Annotated in this window: 23 protein-coding genes and 2 pseudogenes; 4 read left to right on the top strand and 21 right to left on the bottom strand. The window is 37.3% G+C overall.

Annotated features, from left to right (window positions below; all coding sequences use genetic code 11):
- Positions 1–5: 5 nt before the first annotated feature.
- The 18 genes from GM418_RS21410 to GM418_RS21490 all read right to left on the bottom strand — a co-directional run bounded on the left by GM418_RS21410 (position 6) and on the right by GM418_RS21490 (position 14,390).
- Entirely contained in the window at positions 6–842 is an 837-nt protein-coding gene (locus GM418_RS21410) for an MlaE family ABC transporter permease (RefSeq protein ID WP_238769468.1), read from the bottom strand.
- Between the two features lie 121 nt (positions 843–963).
- Complete coding sequence (locus GM418_RS21415) at positions 964–2,034, bottom strand: AI-2E family transporter (protein WP_158869267.1); 1,071 nt, start codon at positions 2,032–2,034, stop codon at positions 964–966.
- 186 nt (positions 2,035–2,220) lie between these two features.
- Positions 2,221–2,559: a hypothetical protein gene (locus GM418_RS21420; protein WP_158869268.1), complete on the bottom strand. Its 339-nt coding sequence runs from the start codon at positions 2,557–2,559 to the stop codon at positions 2,221–2,223.
- Positions 2,560–2,565: 6 nt separating this feature from the next.
- Complete coding sequence (locus tag GM418_RS21425; protein WP_158869269.1) at positions 2,566–2,919, bottom strand: hypothetical protein; 354 nt, start codon at positions 2,917–2,919, stop codon at positions 2,566–2,568.
- A gap of 35 nt (positions 2,920–2,954) precedes the next feature.
- Positions 2,955–3,224, bottom strand: coding sequence for a cupin domain-containing protein (locus tag GM418_RS21430; RefSeq protein WP_217447553.1), 270 nt, complete (start codon positions 3,222–3,224; stop codon positions 2,955–2,957).
- 167 nt (positions 3,225–3,391) lie between these two features.
- Positions 3,392–3,697, bottom strand: a complete 306-nt coding sequence (locus tag GM418_RS21435) for a YtxH domain-containing protein (protein WP_158869271.1) — start codon at positions 3,695–3,697, stop codon at positions 3,392–3,394.
- A gap of 352 nt (positions 3,698–4,049) precedes the next feature.
- On the bottom strand, positions 4,050–4,511 hold the full coding sequence (locus tag GM418_RS21440) for a sll1863 family stress response protein (protein WP_158869272.1): 462 nt from the start codon (positions 4,509–4,511) through the stop codon (positions 4,050–4,052).
- A 116-nt stretch (positions 4,512–4,627) separates the two neighbouring features.
- Positions 4,628–6,325, bottom strand: coding sequence for a PAS domain-containing hybrid sensor histidine kinase/response regulator (locus GM418_RS21445; protein WP_158869273.1), 1,698 nt, complete (start codon positions 6,323–6,325; stop codon positions 4,628–4,630).
- 243 nt (positions 6,326–6,568) lie between these two features.
- Entirely contained in the window at positions 6,569–6,736 is a 168-nt protein-coding gene (locus tag GM418_RS32110; protein WP_238769470.1) for a Thivi_2564 family membrane protein, read from the bottom strand.
- 300 nt (positions 6,737–7,036) lie between these two features.
- The gene (locus tag GM418_RS21450; protein ID WP_158869274.1) at positions 7,037–7,480 is read right to left on the bottom strand and encodes a hypothetical protein; all 444 of its coding nucleotides are present in this window, start codon (positions 7,478–7,480) and stop codon (positions 7,037–7,039) included.
- A gap of 198 nt (positions 7,481–7,678) precedes the next feature.
- Complete coding sequence (locus GM418_RS21455) at positions 7,679–9,151, bottom strand: glycoside hydrolase family 130 protein (RefSeq protein WP_158869275.1); 1,473 nt, start codon at positions 9,149–9,151, stop codon at positions 7,679–7,681.
- Between the two features lie 94 nt (positions 9,152–9,245).
- Complete coding sequence (locus GM418_RS21460) at positions 9,246–10,229, bottom strand: GTP pyrophosphokinase (protein ID WP_158869276.1); 984 nt, start codon at positions 10,227–10,229, stop codon at positions 9,246–9,248.
- Positions 10,230–10,361: 132 nt separating this feature from the next.
- Positions 10,362–10,553, bottom strand: coding sequence for a cold-shock protein (locus GM418_RS21465; protein WP_158869277.1), 192 nt, complete (start codon positions 10,551–10,553; stop codon positions 10,362–10,364).
- A 17-nt stretch (positions 10,554–10,570) separates the two neighbouring features.
- Entirely contained in the window at positions 10,571–10,876 is a 306-nt protein-coding gene (locus GM418_RS21470) for an RNA recognition motif domain-containing protein (protein WP_158869278.1), read from the bottom strand.
- 31 nt (positions 10,877–10,907) lie between these two features.
- The gene (locus tag GM418_RS21475) at positions 10,908–11,108 is read right to left on the bottom strand and encodes a cold-shock protein (protein ID WP_158869279.1); all 201 of its coding nucleotides are present in this window, start codon (positions 11,106–11,108) and stop codon (positions 10,908–10,910) included.
- Positions 11,109–11,347: 239 nt separating this feature from the next.
- On the bottom strand, positions 11,348–12,466 hold the full coding sequence (locus GM418_RS21480; RefSeq protein WP_158869280.1) for a DEAD/DEAH box helicase: 1,119 nt from the start codon (positions 12,464–12,466) through the stop codon (positions 11,348–11,350).
- Positions 12,467–12,542: 76 nt separating this feature from the next.
- A complete protein-coding gene (locus GM418_RS21485) occupies positions 12,543–13,670 on the bottom strand; it encodes an NAD(P)H-dependent flavin oxidoreductase (protein WP_158869281.1) in 1,128 nt (375 codons plus the stop codon).
- Between the two features lie 471 nt (positions 13,671–14,141).
- Positions 14,142–14,390 carry a hypothetical protein gene (locus GM418_RS21490; protein WP_158869282.1) on the bottom strand — a complete coding sequence of 83 codons (249 nt, stop codon included), beginning with the start codon at positions 14,388–14,390 and terminating at the stop codon, positions 14,142–14,144.
- 92 nt (positions 14,391–14,482) lie between these two features.
- On the opposite strand from GM418_RS21490, the pseudogene GM418_RS21495 reads away from it, so the two are divergent.
- Positions 14,483–15,668, top strand: a pseudogene (locus GM418_RS21495) (IS3 family transposase).
- 76 nt (positions 15,669–15,744) lie between these two features.
- Positions 15,745–16,305: an OB-fold nucleic acid binding domain-containing protein gene (locus tag GM418_RS21500; RefSeq protein ID WP_158869283.1), complete on the top strand. Its 561-nt coding sequence runs from the start codon at positions 15,745–15,747 to the stop codon at positions 16,303–16,305.
- Here the strand turns inward: GM418_RS21500 and GM418_RS21505 are convergent.
- The 3 genes and pseudogenes from GM418_RS21505 to GM418_RS21515 form a co-directional block, all read right to left on the bottom strand.
- Positions 16,298–16,573, bottom strand: a complete 276-nt coding sequence (locus GM418_RS21505) for a hypothetical protein (protein WP_158869284.1) — start codon at positions 16,571–16,573, stop codon at positions 16,298–16,300. The genes GM418_RS21500 and GM418_RS21505 overlap by 8 nt on opposite strands.
- Before the next feature lie 66 nt (positions 16,574–16,639).
- Positions 16,640–16,972, bottom strand: a pseudogene (locus tag GM418_RS21510) (nucleotidyl transferase AbiEii/AbiGii toxin family protein); the annotation flags it as partial.
- Between the two features lie 367 nt (positions 16,973–17,339).
- On the bottom strand, positions 17,340–18,878 hold the full coding sequence (locus GM418_RS21515) for an RNA-binding domain-containing protein (RefSeq protein ID WP_158869285.1): 1,539 nt from the start codon (positions 18,876–18,878) through the stop codon (positions 17,340–17,342).
- A 345-nt stretch (positions 18,879–19,223) separates the two neighbouring features.
- On the opposite strand from GM418_RS21515, the gene GM418_RS21520 reads away from it, so the two are divergent.
- Both GM418_RS21520 and GM418_RS21525 read left to right on the top strand, forming a co-directional pair.
- Positions 19,224–20,138, top strand: a complete 915-nt coding sequence (locus GM418_RS21520) for an ArdC family protein (protein WP_158869286.1) — start codon at positions 19,224–19,226, stop codon at positions 20,136–20,138.
- Positions 20,139–20,194: 56 nt separating this feature from the next.
- On the top strand, positions 20,195–20,902 hold the full coding sequence (locus GM418_RS21525; RefSeq protein WP_158869287.1) for an N-6 DNA methylase: 708 nt from the start codon (positions 20,195–20,197) through the stop codon (positions 20,900–20,902).
- Positions 20,903–21,180 lie beyond the last annotated feature (278 nt).

A 21,180-nucleotide genomic window follows, 5' to 3' on the forward strand; every position in this document is an offset into this window, starting at 1 on the left:
ATTTTTTATAAAAGCATATCGGTTATCTGAACAGCAATCAGGTCAACAATTATCACAAGCAGGGAAGCAAGCACCACTGCTGAATTAGCTGCCTTGCCCACACTTTCTGTCCCGTACCCCGCAGAATAACCTTTGTAACAACCCACAAGCCCGATAACGGCGCCAAAAAAGAACGTTTTAATTACGGCGGGTAAAAAATCCATAAATTCAACCACCCTGAATGCCTGACTAAAAAACAACACAAAAGTGACGCTTTCTTTTAAGTTTGCACCGGCCCAGCTTCCCAAAATCCCGAGTGCATCGGCATATAAAACCAAAATCGGAACCATCAGAGTGGCAGCCAAAACTCTGGTAACCACCAAAAAACGTATCGGATGAGTGGAAGATACTTCCATGGCGTCAATTTGTTCCGACACTTTCATTGAGCCTAGCTCTGCCCCCATGCCTGAACCGATTTTCCCAGCACAAATTAGTGCGGTAATCACCGGCCCCATTTCCCTGATTATAGATAAAGCTACCATTCCGGGAAGCATGGATACAGCCCCAAAATCAACCAAAACCGGCCGGGATTGAATGGTTAATACCAATCCCATTATGAGACCTGTTACCGAGATAAGCGGTAACGTTTTATACCCGATTTGAAAACACTGGCGCAGGAATTCACTAAATTCGAAATCCAAGGAAAAGGTTTCTTTTGCCATTCGCCGAGCAAACAAAAAGAACTCGCCTATTCCTAAAAAGAATATATTGACTTCACGCGTTTTTTCACCTAGCCGGATAACCTGCTTTTTAACTGCAACCGTGTTTATTTTCACTTTTTTTAAAGGTGCAATTTTTTTCACTTTGTAAAGGTAGGAGAGTTCATACTGGGAAATTTTACAGTATTCCGGATTAGAGTTACATCATTCACATATATCCCGGCTAATCATTCCATTCCGCGACAAACCATATTCCACTTCCGTTTTATTCTTTAAGAGCTGGCTTGGTCTCCGGTGGTTCCGGCATGGTATCGCCCAGTAACAAACCCCAGGGTTTTAATGGCTTAATGTTGTCGAAGATAAGTTTAGCAATAGCTGTGAGCGGAATGGCAATTAACATTCCCTGAATACCCCACAAAGCGGCAAACACAATTACAGCAACAATAGAAGCCAGGGCATTAAGTTTTACTTTTGAGCCAACAATTCTTGGAGTGATGAAATTATTGTCGATGAATTGTGTTACTATATAGAGTGCCAAAACCAACAAAGAAAACCATGGCGATGATTTTGTCACGATAGCAATTATCATCGGCAATGATGCTGCGATGATTGAACCCAGATATGGAATTAGGTTGAGAAAGGCGCCTATTATGCCAAGAATTATTGCATATTCTATACCAAGTATCAAAAGGCCTATTGAGTAAATAGCAGAAATTATGGCCACTTGTAAAAGTAGTCCAATCAGATAACGTTGAATCAGCGTTTTTATCTGGTTTATTATTTTATTCACTTTATTTCGGTTACTTTTCCCGAATAACCTGCGCAAAAATTCAATTAAAATAGGTTTGTAAAACAGAATCATAAACACATACACAGGTATTAAAAACAATAATGCCAACTCGCTGCCTACATTGAAGATGGTTTGCCCGATTTTCAAGCTACCGGAGAGTTCATTTTTAGTTTTTGTAATCCATGCTGTAATTTCTCTGTGGCTTAAATTAAAATGTTCCGAAATATAGATAATCGTTTGGTTGAGAATCTCTGTAAATTTATCCGCCAGCTCGGGCAGAGATTCAGAAAACCGGCTTGCCTGCGAAAACAAGAATGTACCTAAGGCTGCAACAGTCAGAAAGGCCAGGAATAAAGCAATAATAATAGACAAAACCCTGTTTATCCTTAACCTAATAAACAGTTTTACAACCGGATGTAAAACAATAGCAATTATGGTTGCAAAAATAATGGGAATAATGATTCCTTTACCGATATACATAACTGCAAAGAAGGCAAACAAACCAATAAAAATAATAGGAGCTTTTACACTTACAGGAATTTTCATCTTATTAAAAATGTTTATTTTATAAGGTGTAAGATAGCCTGTCTGGGATTTTCGGGATATCTCGCACGATTTTAGTAATTATTATTTTTGTCAATGTATTTTATGTACCTGCTTTATTTCTATTATTGGTCTCGACTTGCATAATTTATTTTCCTTTATGAAAAATTTAGTGTGAAATAAATTGGCTTAATGTCTTTTGTGCTTTAGGATTTTTGCAGTAATATTAGTAATACCAAATTGCATAACAATTCCCAAAAATCTTCTAAGTTTATTGTTTGACTCACCTGTAATAACTCTTTTCAAAAGATGACCGGTGGCTAATCCAACTGTAGCGTTTAAAAGGTTATTAACCAGGTAAGGAGAAGTCGAAATTTCTTTCAAAGTATTTTCGATTAAATTGACAGGCCTCAAACTTTCATAGGCTAAATGAAATTGTTTTTTCATTAATTTTAACTTGACGGCCTGCTCCGCTTCCAGTAATTCGATAGCAACCTGGAGTTCGGCGGTGGAAGATGTATTTTCCATTATATTCTATTTAAGTGCCTGTTTAACGATATAATCTGAAATCTTCTTTTTAATCCGATCGTGCATAAAGAAATGCAGCACAAGTCCAATAATTCCATAAAATGAAGCAACTACAAAAAAACCGTAAAACATATTCCCGAAGATTTCCCCCAACCAAAAAGCCACACCCAAATTGAGAAAAAGTAGGAACGACGTCAAAACTAAAAAAACAACAGCATGTGGTATTAAAGAAGAAACCACATCTGATGTTTTATTAATCGTCTTAAGTTTTACAAGTTCGTAGCTTGTTTTACCATAATCGGCAGCACTTTCCAGTAGCGATTCAATTGAATCCACAATGTCTTCCATAGCTTCGGGCATGATACTCTTGTTTTTAGATAAGATTATTTAAATTTTTAACGATTAACTATAGTTAACAAAAACACCGTTTCTTTCCAAGTTGTAAAGCTGTAATTAACTTTTTTGTGAAGTTTAAGCAACTGACCTTCTTTAAGAATTATTGATTCTTTTCGTGTATGAAGCTTTAATTTTCCCCCAACTACGAAAAGAGTAACTGAATCATCTGATTGAAAAGAATCAATTTCAGTATCCTTATGAATGATGGTTAGCACAACCTGTTTGTCAGGCCTGTTTACAAGAATCTTTGAATTCAATTCCCCTTTCATCCAGGTTCGTTTAAGTTTCATCTATTCAAAAATCCTTGGCAAATACAATGAACACAATGAGCCTGTAACTTGCCTGTTCGTTTTGTCGCAGTAATTTGATTTCAAGGCTCATGTTTTCATTCCTATTCCATTTATCGTAATTTCGCTAATCTGAAACATTTTTATACTCAGGCTGTTTTTGCGTTTTTATCCGCTTCTTTGGATTTACCCGTTTTCTTTTCAGCATCGTCAGTAACTTCATTTTTTACTTTTTCTGCATAGTCAGAAACATCTTCCTTTACTTTTTCAAATTTTCCGGTAACGGTGTCAAGTAAATCATCAATTTTTTCCTTAAATGTATCGGCGTAATCTCTTCCTTTCTTTAAAATCTTTTTTCTGGTTTTCGAACCTTTTGCAGGGGCAAACAAAATTCCCGCCAATGCACCAGCAGCTGCGCCAGCCAGTACGCTCAATAAAATTTTTCCTGAACTCATAATTATTTTTTTAATCGATTTAATTGATGTTACAATGATCATCCTCCTTTTGTATCTTACACAATTTCGAAGAAGATGTATATTATCCACATTTTGAAGTAGCTAGTCTTCTTTGTGTTTTCTAAATATTATTTGTTTCAATGGTTTGTTTTTTTAATTTAATACCTGGCAAATAGTCCATTTTGTAATTTCGACACGTGGATTATTCTTCTTCGGCCATAATCCACTTGGTAATTTTATTTGAACTTTCCAGATTTTTGTAGATGCCCTTATCTTACAGAATTTGAGTTTTTTGTGATGATATAAAAAAGATATGAAAGCCATCTCGCTTATTCATTTATCGGATTCAATTTTATTTTGTATTGCTCACTGTAAAATCGGAAAATGCTTTTCCCAATTCATCCATATCTTTTTTAAACTCAGACTTGAAAATCTGCCACTGATCTGTTCCTTCTTCTTTGTAATCAGCCAGTTTAATTTTTAGTTCATTGTTCCTTTTTTCCAACTCGGCCAATTTCTTTTCGTAAATGCCCTTATTTTCTTTGGTTGCATCTGCAAAACTTGTTTTTAATTCTGCGGTTCTTTTTTCGTTGTCGATTATTTTTTCATCATATTTGGCTTTGAATTGCTGAAGTGCGGTAAGTGAATCTTGTTGTGTTATGTCTAAATCGCTTTTCGTATTTAATATCGGCACTTCTACATCCTGTACTTTATTTTCAGTATCTTTTGTTTTTTCAGACGACGAAAGACATCCGGTTAAAAATGTTCCGGTAATAAAAGCAGTAGCAGCTAGAGTGAATAATATTTTTTTCATCTTTTCAATTATTAATTGTGCATTTGAATTAATGCATATTCAAAGGTATTTCAATTTACCGCGGTAACTGTTGCAAAACTTTATGAATAAGTTACATCATTCACACATTTACCAAATCACCTTAAATATTGATGGATCAAATCCATCAAATCCATCCGGTTTGTCGGTTTTGAAATATAACTATTACAACCTGCCTGAATTGCCATTTCGCGATCGTCAGGAAGCGCGAAAGCTGTTTGTGCAATAATTACAACCTCTTTGTTAAATTTACGGATTTGACGTGTAGCTTCATAACCATCCATTGTTTTCATCCGGATATCCATTAGTACCAGGTTGATACCCGGATTGTGCCGGCAAACTTTAATGGCTTCATGACCAGAAGTGGCCTGAAATATTTTACCTTCCAAAGGCTTGATCATCATATTTAATAGTATTCGTGATGGTTCGTCATCGTCAACTATCAGAATCTTCCATTTTTTGTTCGGTCGTATTTTTTCCTCTGATACAGTTTGAATGAGCTCTTTTTTTTTATTGCATTTATGATAAGGAATAGTAAAACGGAATGTTGAACCTTGCCCAAGTTTGCTTTTCACCCAAATTTTACCTCCAAGCATTTCAACATAAGCTTTGGAAATTGCCAATCCTAATCCCGAGCCTTCGTATTCGCGGGATAGCAATTCATTCCCCTGTCTGAACCGCTCAAAAATAATTTCTTTATATTCATCCCGAATACCAGGTCCGGTATCTTTTACATAAAATTCCAGGAAATCGCCTTTCTTTTCATAACCGAACTCAATGGAACCGGTTTTTGTAAATTTAATGGCATTTTTAACCAGGTTGGTGAGCAATGCGTATATTTTTTCCCGGTCTGTCCGGATTAATTCATTGTCGGAGTTCAACCCGTTTTTGAATGAAATATCTAATTTTTTTTGCTCCGCTTCCAGCTTGAAAAAATGATAAATATACTCTACCTGTTCGTTTATATTTGTATTTGAAACCAGAACTTCAATTTGTTGTGAATCTATTTTTGAGATACTAATAATGTCATTTATAATGTTGAGCATACGGACGCCACTTTTTTGAATGATATCAATAAACTCCCGCTGCTTTTCGCCTGTCAGGGTTAGCGTTTTTAAAAGTTCTGAAAACCCCAGAATGCCATTCATGGGTGTCCGTATTTCGTGGCTCATGTTGGCAAGAAAAGCTGATTTTAGCCTGTTGGCTTCTTCTGCTTTCTCCCTGGCTTTTATCAATTCGTCCTCGGTAAATTTAAGCTTTGTGATGTCAACCAGTGTCAACATGCATTTTTCCTCAACATTGCTGGTAATACCATTGACGAGTACATATCTCATTGAATCATCGCCTCCTGCAAGTTTAAGCTCGCAGGCTTGCTTTAAATTTGTTGAGAATACGTCTTGAAGAAAATTATTATAAACGGTTCTTGCGTCGGAGGAAACAAAAAAACCAAAGCTGCTATTAATTAATGATGTTCGGTTTTTCCCCAACAAATTTTCTGTACTAATATTCAAATCAATAATTTTACCTTTGTTTGAAAGTGTCAGATAACCAGACGGGGCAAAATCATACAATTCAATATATTTCTTTTTGGCAACTTCCTCCTTCTCTTTTGCCAGCTTTAATTCTTCGTTTTGCATTTCCAATTCTATTTGATACACCTTAAGCTCTTGAATGAGTTTATGAGTATTGGGTTCGGAAGGAGATACTTCAGCTCCTTCATTTTTCTCTATTTGTAGAATTTCTTTTGTTTTGTTCAGTTTGTAAGTTTCTTTTAAAGGTCTTTTTTGTTTTTTCATGTTAAATTGCTAATAGTATGTTTTTAAAGAAACTTCTCATAGCAAGCAGACAAGGCTCTCAATCGGATTTTGATATGTATAGATTGGAGTGTTCTGAATTTTATGGACAAAGTACCCATTGGCTATTATGTAAGGGATTAATTCAGCTAAATGATTTGGGAATAAAACCATAGTTCACTGAATTAAAAGGAAAAGTCTATGCCAGCCAACAGACTAAACTCAAACTAGAATTATTACTTTCCTCTAACTATTAAATACTCCAAATACATATAATAACCAAAACACAAGAACAGCTACCACAATCGCATTAAGAATATTTTTAATACTGCGTTGCGCTGGAACATAATTATTTATCTGCCAAAGGATAATACCAACAATCAGGACGACAATAGCAATGGTTAAGGCAGGCATATCATTAAATTCAAATTGAAAACAAATTCTATCAGCAAAAATCAGGTTTCCATTGATAATGTGTATTGCATCATATTATAAAAAGATTTACATCTCACAAACACTCACTAACGGAAATTGATCATTAAAAATAATTTATCGCTCAAATATAAAAGACAACCTTTCAGTTGCTTTTTGAAATGTTTAACCATTTGTCTAATGGTTAAACATTAACTGCTCCTCTATAATTAAATTACTCATTTCAGTAAGCATCATTTAAAATTCAATTTTAACCGGCTCTTATAAACGTAGCATTACTTTTTAAAAAGTGTCAGTGCGCAGTACAATTTGTTCTCCCGGATATTGTACATTCGTTCCATTTTCGGTTGTAATAAATACTTTTACCGGCCTGTAGGAGGACACCGTTTCCAGGGATGCAGTATGGCGTTTTGACAAAAAGCCGGTTGAACTTTTTAATTGTCCGAGGTTCTCAACATTGCCTTCGTCGGTTTCCATCCAAACTATATAAGTAGTTTGAGATGATTGAACCTTTTCGACTTCAGCTAAATCAGATACCTCTACTTTTATTATATAATTCTTGTTATTATCCTTTTTCAACTTAACATAACCATTTGCTGCAGGGACAACACTTGAACTTAAAAAAGTGTACTTTTTCGCGCACGATGTGAATGGAATTATCATCATTGCCGCAAAAACTACTAAAAGAATACCTTTTACCGGGCTGTTTTTATTTTGCATTTTCATATTCTGTTTTTCTAAATTTCCGCAGCTGGCGGAACAGTTGTGAATGAATTTTCACAAGAACAAGATCATTATTTTGTGTACGTAAAGTATTACACAATTCTGAATTAGAGTTACATCATTCACACATTTTTATATGCTTTTTGAAAATCCTATTGTAAACAAATTTAATATTTCTGACTTTAGGATGTATTTTGCAGATTATTTGCTTCTTTTTAATTCATTCAGGAGTTCCCTAAGGTTTACAGTTGCATACGTTGAGGCGTAATCCGACATGGCATAAGGAATAATCAAATCCTCGTTTTGAATCATTGAACCACAGGAATAAACCACATTGGGGACATATCCTTCCCTTTCATTGGCGTTAGGGATTAGCAAGGGAGATTTTAACCTGCCAATCTCTTTCTCCGGATTTTGGAGATCGAACAATGATGCCCCGAGAACATATTCACGCATTGGCCCCACCCCGTGGGTAATTACCAACCAGCCTTCAGGTGTTTCGATGGGTGAACCGCAATTCCCGATTTGAACAAATTCCCACGGAAATTTAGGCTTTTGTAGTAATGTTGCTTTGCGCCAAATTGAAATATTATCTGAAAAAGCTATGTAATTATTAAAGCCATCGAGTCTGCAAAGCATGGCGTATTTTCCGTTTACTTTACGTGGAAAAAGCGCCATCCCTTTGTTTTGGGCGATTTCTCCGTGAAGTGGTAAAACTCTGAAGTGATAGAAGTCTTTGGTATCAAGCAATTTGGGCAATATGGCAGTCCCGTCATAGGCCGTATAAGTTGCATAGTAACTCGTTTCGTTGTTATCATTGGTGAATTTTACAAAACGGGCATCTTCAATCCCATTTTTTTCATTTACTGATACGGGAAAGATAACCCGCTCTGAAATATTAGTATCTAATGAAAATTCAAGTTCATAATGCGACGAGGCAAGCCAGGTAATCTGATTAAATAGTGCTTCTTTCTCGGTTGTCAAGTGTAAAGAACTCCTGGCTTGTTTTATACAATCCCTCAATTCGCCGTAAGTGAATTTATCATTTAACTTGTCTAAAATCAAACCGGAAGGAATAATGGCATGAATATCCTTCATTTCATTTAATTTGGCGCTAAACGAGGTTTTATCATACACATGCCGCCTGATATGTTCTGCTTCTTCCAGCATTTTGCCAACAGGCTCTAGCGATAAATTATTGTTTTTATCCAATACCCCCGTTCTAAAAACGATGGACGAGATATGCCCTTCACCTGTAGCTCTGAAGCTCAAAATGACTCTTTTTTCGTCCTTGCCAATTTCTGACTGGTCGGGATGTTCTACAATCGATGGATTGAAAAAGGCGGCTGCCTCAATTGAATACTCCATCGTAAAATAGGAACCTATAAGTATTTTTTGTGATATGTTAAGTGATTCAGGTTCAGTTCCTAACTGTTTCAAAAGGTGAGCAATCCTGTTAAAATGCTTTTCGAAAATTTTAGAGATATTTCTATGTCGAAGAGAGTAGTCTCTCAGCACAGGACTTAATGTTTGTGATACCGAGGTCTCAGACAAATTAAGTACTGAACGTATAGTATTAAGCGCCCTTTCGTCTCCGGTGTAAAGAAATCTTGCGATTTTTCTGGAGGCATCCGGGTAAAATTTAATATCCTTTCGGTTTACTGTTACCTGCATCTATTTATTGTATTTGTACTTTTCTAAAGGTAATGGATATAATGGAACAACTACGGATATGATGAAAGTTAATCTATTGGGAAAATCTTAGGCATCATTTAATTAACAAGACGGTACTTTTTTGATAATCAGATAATATTCTTGAAAATAAATCACGGTCGAACATATACAAGCAATAACGAATCTTTGTGTATGGGTTTAATTTCTTGTTTTCATTTTCAGCTATCTGATCAACCGATGTCAGATAAATTTCCAGTGCGTCATTTAACTCACTTTCAGTAAATTTACTTTTTATATTCAGGATTTCCTGTACAAATCCGTCTACTTTGAATTCAATAAAATTATACTCTGGAAAATACTTTAAGGCTACAAATAAAAAGCGGAATACATCTAATGGTTTATTTTTCTCAACAATTTGCCCTTGTTTTAATCTTCTGTTTATTCTTTTTTCTTCCGAAGTAATTTCATCGTTTATTCGCAAAAATTCATCGTCTGCAATCTCGAACAATGCGGATAAGCGATTTATTCTTCGCTTTAGGCTCTGTGGAATACTTTTCTTGTATTTGATTTTATGGTCCAGAACACTCCATGCATCCTGGATGATAGTCCTGATTTGAAGCTCAAACTGGATACTTGTGTAACGAACATATTCTGTTTTTTTCCCGTATTTCCCATTCAATTTAAGATCCAGGTGCAAACTCTTATAGCCAAATTTATCATCGGTGCTTTCAATCTGAACGGTTTTATCGGTTATAGAAACTTCTCTGAAATATTTTTTCAGTTCTTTTCGGACGATGTTTATATCCTTCAGATATGGACAAACAACCCGTATCCCTACAAAATCAGACAAAAAGTCAATAACTTTGTAATCCATGTTCGAAGTTTCGATTCCTGGTAAATACTTCCGCTCAAATTTGCTAAGGCATTCATCGTAATCTTTTATCCGACCGGAAACATATTCAACGTTTACAATTGGTTCAATTAGCTTTGTGAATAATGCCAACGCCGAATTATAAAATTCCAGATTGGAATCGTAATAGTTTTTGAATTCATTTATTTTTAAATCGATATCTGACATAAAACGGGTTGACGTGTAAGCATGTATTCCCACTCAAAAGGGACTAAAATCTGTCATCAATTCAACCTCAAAACAGTTGAAAAAAACAAAAATCCCGCATAACACGGGATTTGAATCTATGTGTATTGCGAATTAAACTCGTTTAACATTTACGGCATTTAATCCTCTTTGTCCCTGTTGTAACTCAAAGCTTACTTCATCGGTTTCCTTCACAAAATCTATCAGTCCTGATGAATGGACAAAATACTCTTTTTCAGAATTTGCATCTTTGATAAAACCAAATCCTTTTGTTTCATTAAAAAACTTAATTGTTCCTTTATTCATGTTATTCTTTTAAAACATTAATAACGTCTTCTATTAAATCCTCCGCCACCTCGATTGTTTTGACCGCCACTGTTTCTATCGGTTCTGGGACGGGCAACATTTACATTAATCGTTTTGCCTTCAAACTCGGTTTCGTTCAATTCTTCAATGGCCTTTTGTCCCTCAGTTTCATTAGGCATTTCGACAAACCCGAAACCACGAGAATCTCCTGTGAATTTGTCCATAATAACGTTTGCGGATGTTACTTCTCCAGATTCCGCAAATAATTCTTTTAAGCTTTCACTTGTTGTGTTGTAGCTTAGATTTGAAACATAAATATTCATTTTATTTTATTTAAATGTGAATAATAATCTATTATTGAACCGGCCTGATTGTTATAGCAATCGTTCCCCGGTCTCCACTATCCAGTTCAAAAGAAACGATGATTCCTTCGTTTATATCGGGAAAAGCATCGGTAACATAAAAAAAGTATTTTTCGCCACTGATGGTGTCTTTAATAAAGCCGTAACTTTTGTTTTTATTAAAATTCTCTACACGACCTTTCAACATTACCATCTTCTTTATTTTGTTTTTTATATAGAAACTGTAATATTCCACGTGGATTTCCGGTTTGTTTTCCGGCCTGGGTAATTCTCAGGTAGTAATACCGTTTTCATCTATACAAGGGATCATCTCGGTCAAAGATCCGTGTCTTGTCTTTTCTTTCTTTTTTGTGCTCTTTTTATATAGTTCTTTTTTGTTAAAAAATTAATGCTCTACCCATTCATATTTTTTTAGCGTTATGTCTTTTTTATTTAAGCTGATACCGGATTTAATTTTTTCCCGGTCAGCCGTTGTATATTCCGAACCATTATATGTTCGTCCTGAGAATAAAATGAAAGCGCTGTTCCTCGTTGTCCTGCACGTCCGGTGCGTCCGATTCTATGTACATATGTTTCGGCCACGTCAGGCAGATCGTAATTTATTACGAGTTCCAAGTTGGCAATGTCAATCCCCCTGGCAGCGATATCGGTCGCAACAATCACACTTGTTCTTCCTGATTTAAAATTCGATAATGCTCTTTGCCGTGCAACTTGCGATTTGTTTCCATGTATGGCTTCGCATTCAATCCGGTTGTTGTTCAACACTTTCGCAATTTTATCGGCACCGCGTTTAGTACGTGAAAAAATTAAAACCGACTTGTTTAAATCCTGTCTTAGCAGCGAAATCAAAAGTTGGTTCTTTTTCTGTCTTTCCACATAATACAAATGTTGCTCAATCATGTCGGTGGCAGAAGATACCGGAACAATTCTTATTGTAACCGGATTCTGCAAAATCGATCTCGAAAGTTTACTAATTTCTGACGGCATTGTAGCCGAGAAAAACAGTGTTTGTTTCTGTTTTGGCAACATTGGCAACAAACGTTTTATATCGTGTATAAAGCCCATGTCAAGCATGCGGTCGGCTTCATCCAACACAAAATGCCGGATGTGATCGAGCGAAATGTGCTTTTGGTTGATCAGGTCGAGTAGCCGTCCGGGAGTAGCGACCAAAATATCAACTCCGCGTCTTAGTTTGTCTACCTGTGGTTTTTGGTTTACCCCACCAAAAATAACCGCCTGCCGAAGACTTGTATATTGCGAATAATCCCAGAAGCTTTCGCCAATTTGTATGGCTAATTCCCTGGTTGGTGTAAGTATTAATGCTTTTATCTCTCTTCTTCGCACGCTAAACGGAGCTTCTTCCAACTGTTGTATAATCGGAATGGCAAAAGCTGCTGTTTTTCCCGTACCTGTTTGGGCAATTCCGAGCAAGTCCCCACCCTTTAGGGCAGTGGGAATGGCCTTCTCCTGAATAGGAGTAGGATTTTCGTATTTTTTGTTTGACAGAGCTTTTAATATTGGCTCTGAAATATTTAATTCTTTAAATGTCATACTTTAATTTGCTGTTTTCATTACAGCATTTATTATTAATTACTAATTCGAGTGAAATATGCGGGGGCATCCTGAATCATGAGTCCGCCAAGATATCACGTATAGCAATAGAGCTATATTTTGTTAGTTGATAATCTTTTTTTTGCGCATCAGCAAACTCTTTTTTAAGTTGTTGTACCACTTCCTTAACACTGCTGATTTTTTCTGCCAGGTAAGCGTTGGCTCCTGCAAATGCATAGCCTTTATTCATATTTCCTTTTGCTGCATTATAAAGTGCCATGATAATGCAATAAGGACTTTTTGTATAATCGCATGTTTTTATGCACTGAAACGGGCATTTCTTTGGGCGTTCTTTGCCTTCGTTTACACTTCGGATAAAGTTACCATCAAGGGCACGCCCGGGCATTCCTACCGGGCTTTGGATGATCATCGTATCTTTTTGTGATGAGCTTACATAAGATTGCTTGAATAATTGTGACGCATCGCATTCCTGCGTGGGAACAAACAAACTGCCAATTTGTACTCCCGAAGCACCAAGTTCCATAATGCGCAATACATCTTCGCCTGTTGTAATTCCTCCTGCTGCAATAACCGGAATTACTTTCTCTTGATTGTAGGCCGACGTAACTGATACAACCTCAGGAATTAATTTTTCGAGTGCGTAGTTTTCGTCTTCAATCTGTTCTCTTTTGAACCCAAGATGTCCTCCTGCTTTAGGACCTTCTACAACAAACGCATCGGGAAGATAGTTATAGTTTGTTTGCCATTTCTGACAAATAACTTTTGCAGCACGGCCTGACGAAACAATAGGAACGAGTAATGTCTTGCTCCCTTCAGTCAGATAAGAGGGCAAGTCTAACGGCAAACCTGCTCCTGAGAATATTACATCTGCTTTTTCTGCAATGGAGGTTCGTACCATATCTGCAAAATTCGATAATGCAACCATTATATTTACGCCGATAGTACCTTTGGTTAATTCACGTGCTTTGCGTATTTCCTCTTTTAAACCCCAAATACTATCTTTTAAATAGTCAGGGGGCGATTGTTTGTATAGCAATCCCAAGCCGGCGCTTGATATTACGCCCACACCTCCTTCGTTTGCAACTGCTGAAGCTAATCCGGAAAGCGAAATTCCTACCCCCATGCCACCTTGAATAACCGGGAGTTTGATTTCCTTGTTCCCTAAAAAAAACGATTTTGTCATATATAATACAAGTGTGTCACGAACATTGTGAAACACACTTCGCGACTTGTTAATCTAAACAAGAAAGTTGATTTTGATGTCGAATTGACGATGGGAAGGTTCGCTGAAAAAAGCGAAACGAAGCATTGCTTTAGACGATTTCAATAAAAAACCTGATTGTTAAGGGTGCTAAGGTATGAAATAATATTGATTAGGGAAGACATTTATGGTATTTTAACATGTGTGTGGTATCCCAGCAAGATAATCAAAAAATATTTTTACCAAGTTGGGAAAAGGTTGGGAAACAAAGTTTTTGAAAGGTGTAATCTTTGTTTCAAACATCAAAATTATGGAAGTAATTACATTTGAAAGTAAAGCTTATCAAGACCTTGTTCAGAAAATAGAAGACATTGCTGACTATGTAACGAAAAACAAGTTAGATGCTATCCCTAATTCAGAAGTTTGACGAAATATGTTGTTTATAAAGCAGATTCAGTAGTTTCTTTTTCCCCTGACCCATGAAACGAAAATGCCTGAAAAGCATAAGGCGCTGAAAATTATAAATAGCAATTTGACACTTCTCATAAAAAGGGGATGTGTCGATGGTATTATATTTCCATCACCAATAAAAAGGTGAATTATCAGAGTAGCAACACCGAGGCTCATCATTTGCCCGGTAAGTCGCATACTTTCCAACGTGGCAGAAGAAATACCTGTTTGTTGTTTACTAATCGAGTCCATTACAGAATTTGTATTTAGCGAAGAAAACAGTCCAAACCCATGTTGGAGTTGTTAACTTAGAGGAGACAAATTTCTAAGGCAGGAGATACAAAATTAATACCTTAGAAAGATGGATTGTAAAAAAAGATATATACAATAAAGAATTTAAAGAAAAAGCGGTTTTATTGAGTTGCCAACGAGATAATCTGAAAGAATTGGCAAATGAACTCGGTATCAACGTAGAGTGTTTATATAAATGGAGGAAGGCTGCAAAACGTGAGGGCATTATTCCTTCTGAGAATGAAATAACGGGTACCAAAACCACGATTGATACCCAAGAGGTAAAACAGTTAAAAAAAGAGCTCAAAGAGGCTCGGTTGGAACTTGAAATATTAAAAAAGGCGGTGTACATCTTTTCCAAGAGCGGTGGAAACTCTACCAATTTGTAGGGGAAAACAAAGGGGATATCCCATCGAAAAGATGTGCAAAATATTTGGTATCAGCAGGAGCAGTTATTATAAGTGGCTAAAAGGTAGCGTTCCCAAACGCAAACTCGAAACTTGTATATTGACAAAAGAGATAGAAGAAATTTTTGAAATGAGCAATGGGACTTATGGCAGCCCACGCATTGCAGCGGAATTAAAACGCTAGGAGTTCAAGGTGTCCAGGCAGCGCGTGGCCAAGCTGATGCGAGAAAATGGGCTGAGGGAGCAAGGTCAGAAGAAAATACAGGGTGACCGCTGACAGCAACCATAAGTACCCGGTAGCAAAGAACCTGTTGGGGCGGAATTTTTTTCCTGATGCCATCTGTAAAAGTTGGGTATCGGATATTACATACGTCAAGACCAAAAAAGGCTGGCTGTATTTAACAATCATATTGGATTTATTTGACCGGCAGGTAATTGGATGGTCACTGAGCAAAACATTGCTCACAAGCGACACAATAATACCTGCTTGGAAAATGGCGCTATCAAAGAGAAAAATATCGGGCGAGCTTATTTTTCATTCAGATAGGGCGTGCAATATGCATGTAAAGAATTTACCGGGCTGTTAAAAGCAAACAGCCTTGTAATACGAAGCATGAGCAGGAAAGCAAATTGTTGGGGTTGGGACAATGCTGTTGCTGAAAGCTTCTTCAAGACATTGAAAACAGAGTGGGTATACCATCAAAAATATAAAACAATACAAGAATCTGAATTATCTGTATTTGAATATATTGAGATCTGGTATAACAGAAAAAGGCTACATTCTGCATTGGGTTATTGCACACCCGTAGAGTCTAAGCTTTTTTCTCTTTAATTGAATAATTTTAAAAATGTAGCATAGGTCTTAAAAATTTGTTTCCTTTTTTTGCAATTCCAATCATCCAACCGGGATGTTTGTTGGTACACCTTCGCAAAGTGAAGAAGAAGGGCTTACTGAGCTACCAGTCATGACAGCCGGAGAACATATGATCCAGGATTATGCCAGCACTTCGTTGTCTTTGAAAGCCCATCCGGTCAGCTTTTTCAGAACAAGGCTGGAGCAACTGCAGGTTACGCCTGCTTCGGAATTAAGTAAAATGAAAAACGGACAGTTCGTCAAAGTTTGTGGGTTGATAACAGTCAGGCAACGCCCTAGTACAGCCAGCGGTGTGCTGTTTATCACCATTGAAGATGAAACCGGGTTTGCTAACCTGGTTGTATGGTTCACCATATTTGAGAAATACCGCAAAGTGATCCTGCAGTCCCGACTGCTAATGGTAGCAGGTAAATTACAGATTGAAGGCGAGGTCATCCATGTGGTTGTCAATGCCTGTTTTAATATGAATGAACTAATGGTGCCCGATACAGGCGGGCGCAATATCGGATCTGTCCGTAAGCCGATGGATATTGGGAAAAAGAATGGTGGCGAAACTGTACAGGGGGAACTTTTCCCATCAAGGGATTTTAAGTAGCTGATTTTACACAGATAATCGATTTTGTGTCGGTTATGTCAGCAGAATTCACTATTTCCATGATCCTCAATAATTCTGCCTTCAGCCTGTCTTTTACAGCATTTTTTACGGCATCATTTACAGCATCATGATTAACATTCGTTTCTTTTCTGAATAATATATCATTTCCATGGACATTGAACTCCCCTTTTTCTGCCTTTAAAATATATTTATTAGGAATTGAAATAGTTGTCCTAAAAACATCACCCTCTTCAAAAACAGGTGCCAACCAGAGTCTTAAGATTTTGGGAAAAAAGAATCCAAAATATTGAATATGCAGAAATAAAACTGAGCGCTAATTAATAACAGGAATTATATTTTCCTCAAACCATTCAAATGCTTTGTCTTGATCGTATTTTACATTAGGACTTAATAATCCTTCCATGTCTCCCAAAAACAGTGGGAATACTTGTTTCTCTTTTAAATTGCCGATGAACTCCTTTAGCGTTGGAGGTTTACTTACAACAAACTTCATGTATTCTCGGTAGCAGTAAATAATTTGGTACAAGTTCAGATCAGAATGTTGACTAGCATAAAACAGGTCAAAAAGGTCCCGTCCTTTTTTGCGCTGATAAAGTGCCCTTAACTTGGTTCCCAAAAGTTCATCCAGATAATAAGTTGTTATGTTACACTTGCCCGAAAACCAGCCACTATTCCTGACATTTTAGTAATTTTATGCGAAAGGTATTATAATATGATAATTTATGCATAAAATTACTAAATATTTTTGTTTTGAGAATTGGTTGCGATGCAATTAAAAAGTTCAATCGGTTTCAAAGAATATTGATTCTATTGATTTTTATTATTTGTAGTTTTCTGTTACACTCAAATTCCTGACAAAGTTATTTCGCTTCACGGAACGGTAGAGGGGAACATGCTTTCGTAGCTCGGTTCTTTCGGATGCATTTGTTCTGACGGAGACAAGGTATAACAGCCTTATTGTTGCATTAAGATGTTATAAAAATCTTGGTCTTTTCAAACGACTTTAGAAATGGTCATAATCCGATTTTTTCAATCGCTCCAGAGGTTAGATAATAGCCCCCATCTTTTTGTCCTCCCTTGTAAACAACCAATTTTTTAATCTTTTGAATATCTCTTTTTATGGTTACTTCTGATACATCAAGCCTTTCCGACAGTTCGGATGGTTTTAATCCAGGAGAATCGGTTAATATTTTAATGATCTTAGCCATACGGAGTCTTATTTTCAGAATTACGGCATCATTTACAGTATCATTAACTGCATCATTTATTCTGGTAAAAATAATATCAGTATCATTTTTAACGGCATCAGTATCATTTCTCACTCCTCCAGTATCATTTGGAATATTTTCAGTATCATTTATAAGCTTTCCTTTACTAGGTGTTAAAGAAGGTAGTGATACAGTAGTTTTAAAAATGTCTTTTTCAACAAAAACAGGTTCTGTACCTCCATAAAGTTTCCCATATTTAAAAACATTTCTAACGCCAGAACCAAGTTCGTCAGCCCGTCCTATTTGTTTAAATACCTCAAGAATAATCGGATTTTTAGGATGGGTATAGAAATTATCAGGATTAATAGTTCCCGGAATATAGGGTTTGTTCCAGTTTTCAATATCTACCTTGCTTTTCTCAATAACCAACCTGGAAGGAAAAGAATTCAAAAATTCTCGATGAACCAGAGTGTTGGCAATCACTTCCCTGAAAATTTTATCACGCAGGCTTATCCGCTGGTCATTTTCCAGAAAAAACGGATCTGGCAAATGTTTACGGATAAAATTCATTAAAAGGTCATAACTCTCAATGAGATTGGTTCTTACTTCCAGGCGGTCGTCATAACGATCTGTGTTTACAATCCTTACTAAAGCATCAGTTTTATACGCCGGCAGAATACTTTGAATAACTTCATCTTTCCCAAATAAAAGTACAGCAGCCAGAATAAAACCCTCTTCACCGGTTTTGAAATCTTTCCGGTATAGCTTGGCGCTACGAAGGATCTCTGCATTATTCATACTTTCCCAGGGGTGACCGGGAGTACGCACTGAAACCAGCTTCCTAACTCTGGCAATCAGGTCGGGACGAAAGTCTTCCAATGACAGAAATTTATAAATACCAGACTCCGTAAAACTATTTGACTTGCGCAGGTATAACTGTTCCACCAGGCTGTGATTACCGGTGATATTGAAATCACCGTCGCTGTTCCGGTCAAATATTTTCCCGGCTGTAGAATGTACCTGTGAACTTTCGGGAATGTTCAGATAGATGATCTTCTTTCCATCCAGTTCTATAACTTCAGGAATAAGATAAATCGTTGGTGAAAGCTTCTGGGGATTGTTCATCGAGGTTACCAACCGGTCAACCAGTTGTTGAACCTGTGTTTCATCAACACCTTCAACTGTTCCGTCGTCAGTTACTCCCAAAAGTAAATGACCACCCTTCCTGTTTAAGAAAGCACAAATACTTTCAAATGTATTCTTGTTGAGCTCATTTCGCGAGGTTTTAAACTCGATCGTTATCCCTTCTCCTTCTTTTAATATTTGGCGTATTTGCTCAATCATTTGACAAAAATAAGGATTTAAAATATATATTATTTCAGGTTTATCCTTTCTGTTACACTCAAATTTCCGACAAAGTTATTAATCGCTTCCCGGAACAGTAAAGGGGAACTCGCTTTTCGTGGCTCGTTTCCTTCGGATGCGTTCAGTTTTTTGCTTTGTTCATTTAAGATGAACAGGTTAATTCAGTGAACAAGCAGTTTTGCAAAAAACTGACATGCACCCCGTTGACCTAATCCGGGACAGCTCAATGCCGGTACGCCAAAAATTTAAGTTTAACGGCGTGCCAGATAAATCCGTCTGCTGACGGATGCCAAAATAAGTCCGAAAGGCATCGGCAGATTTCCCATGAATTCTTCATTTGATATTTATGAAATGGTTAACAACCTGATTATCGAACGCCTTGAAGCAGGTGTCATTCCGTGGCAGATACCGTGGAAAATAGAAACTGCACTCCCTCAAAATATGGTTTACCGTAAATTGTACCGTGGTTTTAATTTCTGGTACCTGTTGACAGTGACAAAACAATATGGTTCCCCATTTTTCCTGACTTTCAAACAGGTCAAAGAACTGGGTGGCCATGTTTTAAAAGGTGAAAAAGGTTTCCCGGTTATATTTTGGAAGCTTTTGGATATAGAGGAAAAAGATGGCAATGTTGATCAGGTTCCTTTCCTCCGTTATTATACGGTTTTCAATCTGAAACAAACCGAAGGGATTGATGAAAGTAAAATGCCGGAAACAGAAGCTCATGACCATGAGTTTGACCCGATTGCCGATGCGGAACAATTAATTGAGTTCTGGGACGATAGTCCGGAGATCAAACTGAACCAGTCCCATGCGTATTATTCACCTATAAAGGATTGTGTCGGGATGCCTGATTCCCGGTCATTCTTTTATGATGAACAATATTATTCAACCTTGTTTCATGAACTTATCCACTCTACGGGACACGCCAGAAGGTTAAACCGTCATGAGAAATTACCCGACCATCAGTTTGGCTCAAGGGATTATAGTCAGGAAGAGTTGGTCGCTGAAATGGGAGCTGCGTATTTGTGCTATATGATCGGTATTGAAAATGCCACTATTGATAATAGCGCTTCCTATATCAAAAGCTGGATTGGTAAATTTAAGGAAGATAAAAAGATGCTGCTGATAGCTTCGTCGCAGGCTCAAAAGGCAGTGGACTATATCCTGGAGCATCAATCCAAACCAAATTGGCCTGCAAATACAAACCAGGCCGGACAATTGGCGGAGGCAGTTTAGCCTTCGCCTTTTTTATCTCAAAAATTCACAGTTAATCACAATTAAGGGTTAAAAAAATGGAAGAGTTAAAAAGTTTTTCCAAGTATATCCTGCAAATCGGGTACAAATATGGTTTGCATTCCGTATTTGAAGATTTTCTTGAAGTGGTAGTTTGTTCCCTGTCCCTAGGGACAAAAGAAGACCGGTATCATGAAATTGTCCGTAAATACGAAAAGCCGGATGCTTACCTGATGGCTGAAGCTTTTGGCGCTTTGGTTCTGGAAATGGACAACGAGGGACAAGGTTTGAAAGATTGCTTCGGTGACTTTTACATGGAATATCTCAGCCACGGGCATAACGGACAATTCTTTACCCCGGAACATATATGCGAACTGATGGCCCGGATGCTAAATCCGACAGGTTTTGGAGAGCGGGTAGCTGATTGTTGTTGCGGGTCTGGAAGGATGCTGTTGGCAGCAGCAAAAATAAGCAGGGATTCCTTATTTTTCGGGGCGGACATTGAGCGCACCTGTGCTATGATGTGCCTGATTAACCTTTGTCTGAACGGACTTTTGGGCGAAGTCTGCTGGATGGATAAATTGTTGAACCGCTTTTATGCCGGATGGAGAATCGAGCTTCATCCGGCTCATAGAGTTCCGTATATCAGGGAAATTACAGAATCAGAAAGCTATGTGGTTTTAAGGTTGCCTGAAAAGAAGGAGGAAATCATTACGAAACAGGTGCCGATAGGAGGAGTATCCCAGCAGTTGCTGTTTGAGTTTTAGGGGCGGGAAGCCCCTTTTTTGTTCGTTTTAGCATTTAGAAGGTAAAACCACTCCATTTAAAATTCAGGCAAAGGTATTCATCGCTTCACGGAAAAGTCAAGGGCGGCCCCAGCCAATAAATTCATCGCTTCGCCGCACTTCGTGTTCGGTCAGCTTTTTGCCATGGCAAAAACCGGACATTCACCCTTGACAAGAATCCGTGACAGCTCAATGACGGTTACGCCGAAATTTTAACCGGCGTGCCAGATGCCATAATAAACCTGTAGGGCAGCAGTAAA

Origin of the sequence: Maribellus comscasis (assembly GCF_009762775.1) — a bacterium.
Classification (GTDB): Bacteria; Bacteroidota; Bacteroidia; order Bacteroidales; family Prolixibacteraceae; genus Draconibacterium; species Draconibacterium comscasis.

Bases quoted from the DNA above. Each gene is read 5' to 3' on its own strand.
- GM418_RS21415 (WP_158869267.1), bottom strand. From the start codon at position 2,034: ATGAAAATTCCTGTAAGTGTAAAAGCTCCTATTATTTTTATTGGTTTG.
- GM418_RS21420 (WP_158869268.1), bottom strand. From the start codon at position 2,559: ATGGAAAATACATCTTCCACCGCCGAACTCCAGGTTGCTATCGAATTA.
- GM418_RS21425 (WP_158869269.1), bottom strand. From the start codon at position 2,919: ATGCCCGAAGCTATGGAAGACATTGTGGATTCAATTGAATCGCTACTG.
- GM418_RS21430 (WP_217447553.1), bottom strand. From the start codon at position 3,224: ATGAAAGGGGAATTGAATTCAAAGATTCTTGTAAACAGGCCTGACAAA.
- GM418_RS21435 (WP_158869271.1), bottom strand. From the start codon at position 3,697: ATGAGTTCAGGAAAAATTTTATTGAGCGTACTGGCTGGCGCAGCTGCT.
- GM418_RS21440 (WP_158869272.1), bottom strand. From the start codon at position 4,511: ATGAAAAAAATATTATTCACTCTAGCTGCTACTGCTTTTATTACCGGA.
- GM418_RS21445 (WP_158869273.1), bottom strand. From the start codon at position 6,325: ATGAAAAAACAAAAAAGACCTTTAAAAGAAACTTACAAACTGAACAAA.
- GM418_RS32110 (WP_238769470.1), bottom strand. From the start codon at position 6,736: ATGCCTGCCTTAACCATTGCTATTGTCGTCCTGATTGTTGGTATTATC.
- GM418_RS21450 (WP_158869274.1), bottom strand. From the start codon at position 7,480: ATGAAAATGCAAAATAAAAACAGCCCGGTAAAAGGTATTCTTTTAGTA.
- GM418_RS21455 (WP_158869275.1), bottom strand. From the start codon at position 9,151: ATGCAGGTAACAGTAAACCGAAAGGATATTAAATTTTACCCGGATGCC.
- GM418_RS21460 (WP_158869276.1), bottom strand. From the start codon at position 10,229: ATGTCAGATATCGATTTAAAAATAAATGAATTCAAAAACTATTACGAT.
- GM418_RS21465 (WP_158869277.1), bottom strand. From the start codon at position 10,553: ATGAATAAAGGAACAATTAAGTTTTTTAATGAAACAAAAGGATTTGGT.
- GM418_RS21470 (WP_158869278.1), bottom strand. From the start codon at position 10,876: ATGAATATTTATGTTTCAAATCTAAGCTACAACACAACAAGTGAAAGC.
- GM418_RS21475 (WP_158869279.1), bottom strand. From the start codon at position 11,108: ATGGTAATGTTGAAAGGTCGTGTAGAGAATTTTAATAAAAACAAAAGT.
- GM418_RS21480 (WP_158869280.1), bottom strand. From the start codon at position 12,466: ATGACATTTAAAGAATTAAATATTTCAGAGCCAATATTAAAAGCTCTG.
- GM418_RS21485 (WP_158869281.1), bottom strand. From the start codon at position 13,670: ATGACAAAATCGTTTTTTTTAGGGAACAAGGAAATCAAACTCCCGGTT.
- GM418_RS21490 (WP_158869282.1), bottom strand. From the start codon at position 14,390: ATGGACTCGATTAGTAAACAACAAACAGGTATTTCTTCTGCCACGTTG.
- GM418_RS21500 (WP_158869283.1), top strand. From the start codon at position 15,745: ATGTTTGTTGGTACACCTTCGCAAAGTGAAGAAGAAGGGCTTACTGAG.
- GM418_RS21515 (WP_158869285.1), bottom strand. From the start codon at position 18,878: ATGATTGAGCAAATACGCCAAATATTAAAAGAAGGAGAAGGGATAACG.
- GM418_RS21520 (WP_158869286.1), top strand. From the start codon at position 19,224: ATGAATTCTTCATTTGATATTTATGAAATGGTTAACAACCTGATTATC.
- GM418_RS21525 (WP_158869287.1), top strand. From the start codon at position 20,195: ATGGAAGAGTTAAAAAGTTTTTCCAAGTATATCCTGCAAATCGGGTAC.